Consider the following 10,777-nt stretch of genomic DNA (forward strand, 5'->3'; position numbering starts at 1 on the left):
GAGGAGAGAAAAGCATGCATACATATGTCAATTGGCCTGATGTGGTATTTCAGTTGGGCTGGCTCATTTTTCTCTGTGCCGCCGGATTTGCTATTTATAAAATCATAAAAATCAGGAAAATGAAGAATCAGCATTTGAAAAAATAGTCAGGAACGGCTCTGAGCCTCTCCGGAGAAAGGGTTACATTACGGGCAAAAAACGGGAGGAAATGGGATGGAACTCACAAAGGAACAATTTAAGGCCGATTTCGAAAGAATGCTGTCGGACTACTTCACAATGGATGTGGAAAAATCTGATTTGACAGAGCAGTATGTTACACTCGGAAAATTGATCGGTTCTTATGCAGCAAAAGAATGGCGGAACACGAATCAGCGCTACTTGGAAAAAGGGGAAAAACAAGTTTACTATTTTTCAATGGAATTTTTGCTTGGCAGGATGTTGAAAAGTAATTTGTTCAACCTCGGAATTCTCGATACGGTCCGGGCGGGGCTTAAAGAAATGGGGATGGACCTGGAAGCGTTGGAACAGGTGGAACTGGATGCCGGACTGGGAAACGGCGGTCTTGGCCGGCTGGCAGCTTGTTTCATCGATTCAATGGCGACACATGCGATCCCCGGGCACGGGAACGGCATCCGTTTTAAGTACGGGCTTTTCAGGCAAAAATTTGTCAACGGCTACCAGGTTGAACTGCCTGAAAACTGGCTGCGAAACGGCAATGTGTGGGAGACACGCCGGCTGAACAAGGCGGTAAATGTGCGGTTTTACGGCAACGTCCGGCTTGAGAAAGATGCATCGGGGCATTTTGTTCCCCATTATGAAAATGAGGAAATTGTACTTGCCGTGCCGTATGATACCCCGGTAATCGGTTACGGGGACAATACGGTCAACACTTTAAGATTATGGTCGGCGGAAATGCCGCTTGAGGATGCGAACACGGAGTACCATGCTTTTATTCAGCAGCAAAGCCGGATCGAAAGCATTTCGGAAGTGCTGTATCCTGACGATTCCAATTATGAAGGGCGTCTGTTACGTTTGAAACAGGAATATTTTTTCGTCTCAGCAGGCATTCAAAGCATTATCCGCACCTATAAAAAACGCGGCCTGCCGATGTCCAATCTCGCCGAAAAAGTCGCAATCCACATCAATGATACACACCCGGCATTATGTGTCCCTGAACTAATGCGTATTTTGATGGACGAGGAAGGCATGGACTGGGAACCGGCCTGGGACGTTACGGTAAAAGTGCTCAGCTATACCAACCATACCATTATGTCCGAAGCGCTCGAAAGTTGGCCGACAGATATGATGGCACAGCTTTTGCCGCGCATTTATCAAATTATTTGCGAGATTGACCGCCGCTATGCCGAGGACATGGCCCGTTTATATGACTGGGATATGATTGAGCGGACGAGGGTAATTTCGGGCGGGAGCGTGAAGATGGCGCACCTGGCAATCATTGGCAGCCATAGCATCAACGGGGTGGCAAAGCTCCATACGAATATTTTGAAAGAAAAAGTGCTTCGTGACTTCTATCACATTTTCCCGTCCAGATTTAATAATAAAACAAACGGCATTACCCATCGGCGCTGGCTGTTGCTTTCCAACGAACCGCTGAGCAGTTTTATTGACAGCAAAATCGGCAAGGAGTGGGCGACGAAGCCGACAGACTTGAAAATGCTGGAGCCATTTCGCCGGGATGAAAGCGTCCTACGGCAACTTGCGGAAATCAAACAAATTAATAAGCAACGGCTGGCAGACTATATTAGGAAAAGGACAGGGCTCACCGTCCGGACAGATGCCATTTTTGATGTGCAGGTCAAACGTTTCCATGCTTATAAAAGGCAGCTTTTGAATCTTTTGCATATTTTAAGCTTGTATTTTAAATTAAAGGATGATCCGGGAGCAGATATTTACCCGCGCGTTTTCATCTTTGGCGGCAAAGCGGCACCGAGCTACACTTACGCCAAGGAAATCATTAAGTTGATAAACGCCGCAGCAGATCTTATTAACCATGACCCGGCAGTCAGGGATATGCTGAAGATCGTTTTTATCGAAAATTACGGTGTGTCGCTGGCCGAGCGGATCATCCCTGCGGCTGACGTCAGCGAACAGATTTCCCTCGCATCCAAAGAAGCCTCCGGGACGAGCAATATGAAATTTATGCTCAATGGTGCGGTCACATTGGCCACGCTGGACGGTGCAAATGTGGAAATCCGCGACCTCGTGGGGGAAGACAATATTATCCTTTTCGGGCTGACCGATCAGGAAGTTTTCCAATATTACCATGACCGGTCTTATCATTCCTATGATTATTATAAAAACAATCCGGTGCTGCACCGTGTGCTTGATGCGCTGATTGACGGCTCGATTCCCGGTGTGCAGGCGGAAGGGCGGGACATCTTTGATTCCCTCATTAAATATGGTGATGAGTTTTTTGTTTTAAGAGATTTCGAGGATTACGCGCTGGCGCAGAAAAAAGTGGACATGCTGTACCGCGATCCGCTCAAATGGCAGGAGATGGCATTGATCAATATCGCCAATGCCGGTGTATTTTCATCGGATTATACCGTGCTCAGATATGCAGCTGAAATTTGGAACGTAAATAGCAAAACAAGGCTTTTTTAGTGGATTGTCTCCCATCGCTGTAAGGTACGCGGGTACAGCCCGGTGAAGCGTACGGTGGCAAATAGAAAAGGCCGGCTTGCTGTATATTGCCAGGAATCCTCCCGCTAAAAGCAGCCGGCAAGGACCGAGCTGCTCTTAGGGGGAACCGGGCATTCAGCAGCATAAGCCGTTATCCGAACGGGAGAAAAAAGGGGGTGAAATTTCGTCTGAATCTTTGCTTTTTTTCAGGGAAATATGTCCGCTTGGCGAATATCATTCAATAGATTTCCAGCAGGAGGGGAGACACGTGAAAAACATTTATTTTTTTACCGGTTTTCCTGGTTTTATCGCTTCGTCGCTGATCAGGCGGATGGCACAATTGGATTATCCGGCCGGGCACATTTATTTGCTTGTGCTTCCGGCGATGCGCCAAAAAGCAGAGGCGGAGATCAGGGAAATTTGCAAGGAAGCGGAAAACATTTCGGAGGAACAGTTCACCGTCATTGAAGGGGATATTACAAAAGAAGGGCTCTCGATTGAAGATGGGATGCGCTTCAAGCTGGCAGAAGAAGTAACCCATGTGTTCCACCTTGCCGCCATTTACGATCTTGCGGTGAAACGGGACATCGCCTGGCGGGTGAATGTAACGGGAACAGATAACGTAAACCAGTGGGTAAAAACGCTTAAAGCCTTAAAACGGTATGTGTATTTCAGCACCGCCTACGTGTCGGGGAAAAGGGAAGGGCGCATTTACGAACATGAACTCGACATGGGGCAGACGTTTAAAAACCATTATGAGGAGTCAAAATTTGAAGCGGAAAAGCGCGTTCGCGACATCATGGGGGAGGTGCCGGTTACGGTGATCCGCCCTGGGATTGTAAAAGGGCATTCAAAGACTGGTGAAACCATTAAATTTGACGGCATTTATTTTCTTTTGAATACGCTTACAAAATTTAAAATTTTTCCCGTGATTCCGTATTTCGGCGAGGGCACGGCGGAAGGAAATTTTGTCCCGGTCGATTACATTTTTGATGCCACCCTTTATCTTGCCCATGCACATGCCGAGACGGGAAAAACGTATCACCTTACCGACCCGCATCCGTACCGCATGCGCGAATTGTACAAAATGGTCATGGAAGCGTATCTCGGAAGAAAACCGCACGGGACCATCCCGCTATCGGTAATGGAATGGCTGTTTTCTATTAAGGCTTTCCGGAAATGGCTGAATGCGGAGCGGGAAGCCCTTGAATATTTTACATGCAAGGCAGAATATGACTGTAGCACGGCCCAAAAAGATTTGGAGGGGTCCGGGATTTCCTGCCCGGATTTCAAAGAGACATTGCCGGCAATGGTCCGTTTTTATGAGGCGCACAAAGATGACCGCGATAAGCAGCTGAAGATTGTTTAAAGAGAGGATTCCGTATGAATGCAGAGTCGATTCTGGCAAAACAGCAAGCTTTCTTTTATTCGGGGAAAACAAAGCCGTATGCATTCCGCATTAGGGCGCTTGAGGCGCTGAAAAAAGCTGTTATCCGGCATGAAAGGGCACTGTCGGGTGCGCTCCGGAAAGACTTGAACAAGTCGGCGTTTGATGCGTATGCAACAGAAATCGGCATTCTTCTGAGCGAGCTTTCATTTACATTGAAACATTTGAAAAGATGGATGAAACCGGAGCGGGCAAAAACGCCGCTCACCCATACCGGTTCAAAAAGCATGATTATACCGGAACCGTACGGCACGGCGCTCATTATTTCGCCATGGAACTTTCCGCTGCAGCTCGCGCTTGTACCGCTTGTTGGCGCAGTGGCCGCCGGAAACTGTGCAGTGATCAAGCCGTCGGAATACACGCCGCATACTTCAAAAGCTTTGAAAAAACTGGTGGAAGAAATATTCCCGGAAGATTTTATCGCCGTGATCGAAGGCGGGGTAGAAACGAGCCAGGCGCTTCTTGAACTGCCATTTGAGCCGTTCGGCGGCGTCGGGGCAAGCGGGATGGGCGCTTACCACGGAAAGGAAAGCTTTAATGCCTTCTCCCACCGGAAAAGTGTGTTACGACAAACAACCGTCTTCGACATCCCGTTCCGTTATCCAAATATGAAAAATGGGTTGACAAAAATAAAAAGATTTTTAAAATGAAGATTGACATTTTTTATTTTCAGCATTAAGATAATAATCAATCAATGGCAATGAAGAAGCGTAACCTTTGTGGATTCCGAAGAGAGCCGGTGGGTGGTGCGAACCGGTGATGACATGCAGGCGAATGGGCTTCCGAGCTTCCAAACCGAAACGTCCGGAGTAGGCTTTGGCGAATGCCTTATCGTTACAAAAGGCAGGTATACGGTTTTTCCCTGATACCGTCAAAGCCGGGCTGATCAAGCCAATAAAGGTGGCACCGCGGGTTTCCCGTCCTTTACGTGGATTGGGGTCCTCTTTATATTTTTTTAAAAAATGGGAGAGGGATTATGATGCAACTGAATCAGAGGCACTTTAACTGATATAAAATACGCGCTTCATGAATTAATTGAAGGTTTTTTTTATGGAGAAATGAAAGATATGGCTCACAAATATGCGAGTGAGCATGAGAAAACAAATCTTCCTTTTGGAATGTTGTGTGTAAACCACCACCATTTGCTGGGCGGAAAAAGCGCTTCTGTTTTTCATGTGGCAGCATGTGTAGAACTGATTATACTTGCCTTTAATATTTTAGATGACTGGCAAGATCAGGATCATCATCGCTCGCCATGGATGCAAGATCATGCAGGCCAATCATTGACGGTGGAAACGGCCTTTTTGTTGTTGGCTATGTCAAAATTGAATGGATTTTTAGGCAGTCAAAAAAATAATTTGGCTTTTCAACTAATCGTTGACCGAATAAATCGTTCCGTTCATGGTCAATTTGCTGATATTCGAAATGCACCATTGAAAGAAGAAGAATATATTGCAGTAATTAAGCAAAAATCAGGAGCACTTTGTGCGCTCGCTTGCTTGTGCGGAGCTATGCTAGCTGGTAATACTACTGATCTTCATTTAATAGGTGAGTATGCAACTGGAATAGGTATTTGTGCCCAGCTCGAGAACGATCTTGATGATGTTCTCCATTTGGGTGAAAAAAATGATCTAATTCACAAAAAATGGACACTGGCTACCATGTATCTCGCCCATCACCCAAGCCGAATCGGAAAGGCAGTGGCATCTTATTTTGAAAATCGGCTGTCTTTAGATCGATTACTAGCCATTCAATCATTGGAGGCATGGATTCAATCATCAGGTGTTATTCTCTATACAAGAGTTTTAATAGAAGCTGAAAAAATAAAAGCAAAAAACATTATTGATAAATTGTCCGTTGACGAAACCATTAAACGACAAATCAAGAGCTTTGTTGATGGAATTCATTTCAAGGCGGATATCCCAGGAGAAACTTAAGATTGTAAATCTTAGTTTTTTCCTTAATCTTTAGTTGGAAACATCATTTTAAAATATATAAATGGTATTATATGGATGATAGATGAATAATATGGGAGATGATAAGATGGAAACGTTTATTTACCAGTTGATGAAGCAACCACATCTGATTGAAGAAATTAAAGCGGGGACTTTTGATTACCCGGAATCTTTTACTGAAGAAGATAAATGTGCCGTATTGAATGCTATCAAAGGGGAGAACAGTCAAGATTATCGTTTATGGGCCTGATATAAAATGATTAGAATGCGCTTTCTTTTGCTAACTGGTTTATTTTTGTCGTTTATACTTGCTACGTATTTTGTGTTTGTTATTTTTAAGTATCCATACATAGGCATTATTGTCAAAAAGGCGGATCATCAAATCGTGGTGGACAGTGTAGATCCGTACGGGTGGGCTTCTGAACAGTCCATTTACAGGGGGGATGTTATCCGGCTTATTGACGGACGTTCTCCAACAAAAAAGCCATCCGTCCAACATAAGGAGATTATTAGTGACGCTAAGAAAATAACGATAGAACGCGGGAACCAGGATGTACAATATAAAATAGATAATCATCAGCCTGTTACTGGAATGATTTATTATTTTCTTGTTCCATCGGTTTTCTTTTTGGTTTGTTTTTCTTTAGGATGTTTTTTATTTAAATTTCTGGATAAAAACAAGTCAATTCCAGTCCTGATCCTTTTTTTAGCAGTAATCGCCCCCGTATTACTAAATATTAGTGCCAATTCCCGAATCTACAATTGGAGCAGGTATACAGTGGGGATATTTATGTGTATCAGTCTGGTATTGCTGCTACATTTATTGCGAAATTATTATCATTCCTCATCACGACTGGTTTCAAACCATGTGCTTTCTTTTCTATATTTAGGCGCCGGACTTGTTTTGATAAACCGGGTAATCGCCGCCGATTATCCGCTTGAACTGTTTTTTGTGCCCGTTGTCTTTATCATTCTTATGATCTCTGTTTTTCGATTATATTATCAAACGAAAAACAGTGAGGTGAAAAAATCATTACAGGTGCTTTTTACAGGTATCTTCCTTGCCCTTATGCCATTTGTCACACTTTACGCACTTCCAATCGTCATTTTCAAGGATTCAATCATGCCATGGGAGTGGACAACACCTTTTCTTGTTTTTTTACCAATTACAACGGGCTATTTGGTGCTGACTTATAAAATGATTGATTTGTCCTTTATTATCAACCGGCTGCACTATTATTGCTTGATGAGCCTAATGATAATGTCCGTTATTTTAACGGGAACGCTCGCTTTTGATCCGGGTAAACTGTCGGGCAATATATTTAGGATTACACGCCTGGCTCTGTTCGTTTTTACTGTTATACTGTTGTTTTTATATATAAAAGATTATGTCGAATACCGGTTTAGAAAAATTATGTTTCCAAAACGGCAGGATTTTCAAATGAGCTTGAATCGTTTTTTGCAATGGATGAAGTCGGAGCATAAGCTGGCTAATTTAGCCTTTATTTTGAAACGGGAAATTGAAAACTTTCTGCCAGCTAAGGAAGTTACTTTAGTAAAGGTCGATCAGAATGGGAAAGCTATTTCTTTACTCGACAATACTAAAGTGAATGTGACACATCACTCGATGACGAATGAATGTACAGAACGTCTTCAGATGGATGTGCACGGGTTTAAAATCAACTTGTATCATGACAAAAGCGGCACGATCTTTTTATATGGGCGTTGGAAAATGCGAAGAAAGCTCAATCCCGATGAAAAGATTTGGCTTGAGACGCTTTTAAACTATGCACAGGTTGTGATTGAGAATCAGGACAAGGCTGAAGACCTTATCGCTTTATTAAGCTTGGAAAAAGACCGGGATTTGTTGCCGCATACAGTAAAAAAAGCAATTTTTAACATTTCAGAGCGCGAACGCAAGCAATTGTCGAGGGATCTACACGACACGATCATACAAGAGCTGCTGGCACTGGCGAGGGATGTCGATATCAAAAGGGCCGGTTGTGCTGATCCATTTGTTATTGACATGCTGTCCGAAATTCGGGAGGAAATTTTAAATAACATTAAAACATTGCGGGAAATTATACATCATTTACATCCGGAATTTATTCACAAAATGGGCTTTCCCCTTGCTCTGAATCAATTATGCCTTCAAGTACAAAAACAATCATCATTTGCTTTACATATGCATATCGATCAGCATTTTACAATTTTTGATCGTGAACTGGAAATCAACATATATCGTATTGTCCAAGAGCTTTTAAACAACGCGATCAAGCATTCCCAAGCAGAGCATGTAACCTTAATTTTGGCTGAAGAAAGCACGAGGTATATTCTTCTTTACGATGATGATGGGATTGGGATAGACAAAGATGTACTCAAACCCCAGCATCATTTCAGCACAATGGGATGGCCAGGTTTAAACGGGCGCGTAGCCATTACCGGCGGTCAATTAAACATAGACTCACTTAAAACAGGAAACGGTAGGAAAGGGCTTCATTTAGAAATTGTCTGGCCAATCAGCCGAGGTTTATAAATAGCCAGTTTTACAAGGAGGAGTATAATGATGGCGTCCATACTTGTCATTGATGATCATCGTTTAGTGGCAAGCGGTACGAAGAGTTTGCTGCAAAACGCAGGATTTGAAGCGGAAGCCATTTTTTCTGCTGATTATTTAAAAGAAAAGATAGAGAGTGCGAATTATGATGTTTTTCTTATTGACTGGAGTTTTCCTGAAGTGAACGGTCTGGAAATATCAAAAAAAATAATCAAATTACAGCCGCAAGCTAAAATTATTATTTATACGGGTTTTGATTCAGAACTTGCTATTGTGTTGGATCAATTAATTGAAGAAGGCATTTCCGGGATTATCAGTAAAACGGCCTCAGTGAATACATTAATTAACGCTGTCCATGCCGTTATCAGTGGATATAGCATTTTTCCAAATACCCTTGTGAAAGAGTCTGTTTACACCCTCCGGTTGAAAAAGGAAACTGAAAATCTGTTTAGTGAAAGAGAAATAGAAATTATTGAGTGTTTAATTGACGGTGATACGAACAAGGAAATTGCTGCTAAACTTTACATCACTCAACGTTCTGTAGAGTATCAGCTGCGCTCCATTTATAAAAAATTGGGCATTCATTCCAGAGAACAAGTGGCGGATAGAGTAAAAGAAATGAGGATTATTTCGCCTGATTCATATAAAATTCATGGATAGAGCGGATTTGCAAAGAATTCCGCTTTTTTGGTATTAGCCACCAATGTTTGGGCAGCAGCTGTCCACTTTTTTTCGGTGTTACCACACAAAAATTTCGGTGGAACCACACAAAGATTTCGGTGACAATGACTCTTTTGTCAATTAAAATAAACGTGTCATTTTTTAGGTATTTTTTTGACAATTAAGGATCCCCTCAGTGCAAAGTAAATTAGGTCATTTGTACTGTGTGTTGGTGATGTTTTTTTATATCAAATTTGATTGGAGGATGAAAATTTGATCGAAGCCAAGGACATCTCCGTTTCAATTGGAGGAGTACCCGTGCTGCATGCTGAGTCAGTACGTTGCAATTCCGGAACCATGACAGCTCTCGTTGGTCCCAGTGGGTGTGGGAAAACCACACTTCTGCACTGCCTTGGGTTGTTGCTCCCGGTGGATCAAGGCCAGATTTTATTTAATGGAAAAGATGTTACAAAGTACAATTCATCGGCACGACGCAAATTTTGGTGTGATCACGCAGCCTTCATACTTCAAGATTACGGAATCATGGATGAGGAGTCGATTGCTTTCAATGTAACCATGCATGCAAGTATGTTTGGTCGGCGTTTCAGGGGAAATCGCGAACGCTTGGCGAAGGTACTTGAGCAAACAGGTTTACAGGGCCGGGAAAAGGAGCTGGCCGGTCACCTAAGCGGAGGAGAAAAACAGCGATTAGCTTTAGCGCGTGCTGTTTACAAGGATGCGGAGCTTCTATTTGTTGATGAGCCTACTGCTTCTCTTGACGCAGTCAATCGGAAAAAAGTCATCCATTTATTGGCAAATTTTGCTCTGGGTGGTCGTACAGTGATTGTGTCAACGCACGATTCCGAGATGATTAACGCATGTGGTGCCAAACATGAAGTCGGTTCTAACAGTTCATTACATAATCCGTCTTCTACTGATTTAACTGGTAATATGGGAGAGAAACCTTATGAAGCCGGTTCATAAGAAAATTATTGGTGTGGTTGTCGGTTTGTTGTTAATAGTGGGAGCGCTTGCGTTACTGAACGGCTGGTTCTCAGGCTCAGAGGACACGCATCCGCCGTGCAATCAGCTGCCGACTGTGTCGAAGGTAGATGAGGCGATTGCTAGTCATCAAAAACTTACTAAGGAGATAAAATCAATAGGGGATGACATTACAGTTGAAGTGGAGAGGCCTTGCTCCAAAGACCAGAACCGAGGACTGGTCATGGTGAAATATGGTACAAAAACTGAGCGTAAAGCGATTGATGATCTTCTCAGCCGTCGAAACGGGTTCGGGGTTCCGGTATATCTGGTGAAGAACTAATGCCTATTTCCACCGTAGGATGACTTTTTACATTAGGAAACAGCATGGCAATAATTCATTTGTTTTTTTAAATATGTTGGCCGAATAACAGTGTGAAGGAAGGAAAGGAATAAATGAAAAAACATGATCTGCTAATCCTCGCTATTACACAGAGGCTCAACGATAATAATAAAAAACTCAAGTTTCGGAGT

At 43.1% G+C, this 10,777-nt stretch carries 9 protein-coding genes and 1 other annotated feature; all 9 genes read left to right on the forward strand.

Annotated features, from left to right (window positions below; all coding sequences use genetic code 11):
* Positions 1–213 precede the first annotated feature (213 nt).
* The 9 genes from P9687_RS05630 (at position 214) to P9687_RS05670 (ending at position 10,586) form a co-directional block, all read left to right on the forward strand.
* Positions 214–2,625: a glycogen/starch/alpha-glucan phosphorylase gene (locus tag P9687_RS05630; RefSeq protein WP_026684361.1), complete on the forward strand. Its 2,412-nt coding sequence runs from the start codon at positions 214–216 to the stop codon at positions 2,623–2,625.
* Between the two features lie 286 nt (positions 2,626–2,911).
* Positions 2,912–4,012 (forward strand): SDR family oxidoreductase, encoded by a 1,101-nt coding sequence (locus P9687_RS05635; protein ID WP_035190036.1) that lies wholly within the window; start codon positions 2,912–2,914, stop codon positions 4,010–4,012.
* Positions 4,013–4,026: 14 nt separating this feature from the next.
* On the forward strand, positions 4,027–4,740 hold the full coding sequence (locus P9687_RS05640; protein WP_035190035.1) for an aldehyde dehydrogenase family protein: 714 nt from the start codon (positions 4,027–4,029) through the stop codon (positions 4,738–4,740).
* Positions 4,741–4,781: 41 nt separating this feature from the next.
* Positions 4,782–5,018 (forward strand) — a binding site (T-box leader).
* 139 nt (positions 5,019–5,157) lie between these two features.
* A complete protein-coding gene (locus tag P9687_RS05645) occupies positions 5,158–6,027 on the forward strand; it encodes a polyprenyl synthetase family protein (RefSeq protein ID WP_014097331.1) in 870 nt (289 codons plus the stop codon).
* 106 nt (positions 6,028–6,133) lie between these two features.
* Positions 6,134–6,295: a hypothetical protein gene (locus P9687_RS05650; protein WP_014097332.1), complete on the forward strand. Its 162-nt coding sequence runs from the start codon at positions 6,134–6,136 to the stop codon at positions 6,293–6,295.
* A 135-nt stretch (positions 6,296–6,430) separates the two neighbouring features.
* Complete coding sequence (locus tag P9687_RS05655; protein ID WP_235601899.1) at positions 6,431–8,581, forward strand: sensor histidine kinase; 2,151 nt, start codon at positions 6,431–6,433, stop codon at positions 8,579–8,581.
* Positions 8,582–8,611: 30 nt separating this feature from the next.
* The gene (locus P9687_RS05660; protein ID WP_225620915.1) at positions 8,612–9,262 is read left to right on the forward strand and encodes a response regulator transcription factor; all 651 of its coding nucleotides are present in this window, start codon (positions 8,612–8,614) and stop codon (positions 9,260–9,262) included.
* 273 nt (positions 9,263–9,535) lie between these two features.
* On the forward strand, positions 9,536–10,246 hold the full coding sequence (locus tag P9687_RS05665; RefSeq protein ID WP_035190031.1) for an ABC transporter ATP-binding protein: 711 nt from the start codon (positions 9,536–9,538) through the stop codon (positions 10,244–10,246).
* Positions 10,230–10,586 (forward strand): hypothetical protein, encoded by a 357-nt coding sequence (locus tag P9687_RS05670; protein ID WP_035190030.1) that lies wholly within the window; start codon positions 10,230–10,232, stop codon positions 10,584–10,586. Before P9687_RS05665 ends, P9687_RS05670 begins: the two co-directional genes overlap by 17 nt.
* The last annotated feature ends 191 nt before the right edge of the window (positions 10,587–10,777 follow it).

The sequence above is a fragment of the Weizmannia sp. CD-2023 genome (assembly GCF_036225245.1).
GTDB lineage: Bacteria > Bacillota > Bacilli > Bacillales > Bacillaceae_C > Weizmannia > Weizmannia faecalis.

Coding starts and splice junctions, on each gene's coding strand:
- P9687_RS05630 (WP_026684361.1), top strand. CDS start 214: ATGGAACTCACAAAGGAACAATTTAAGGCCGATTTCGAAAGAATGCTG.
- P9687_RS05640 (WP_035190035.1), top strand. CDS start 4,027: ATGAATGCAGAGTCGATTCTGGCAAAACAGCAAGCTTTCTTTTATTCG.
- P9687_RS05645 (WP_014097331.1), top strand. CDS start 5,158: ATGGCTCACAAATATGCGAGTGAGCATGAGAAAACAAATCTTCCTTTT.
- P9687_RS05650 (WP_014097332.1), top strand. CDS start 6,134: ATGGAAACGTTTATTTACCAGTTGATGAAGCAACCACATCTGATTGAA.
- P9687_RS05660 (WP_225620915.1), top strand. CDS start 8,612: ATGGCGTCCATACTTGTCATTGATGATCATCGTTTAGTGGCAAGCGGT.
- P9687_RS05670 (WP_035190030.1), top strand. CDS start 10,230: ATGAAGCCGGTTCATAAGAAAATTATTGGTGTGGTTGTCGGTTTGTTG.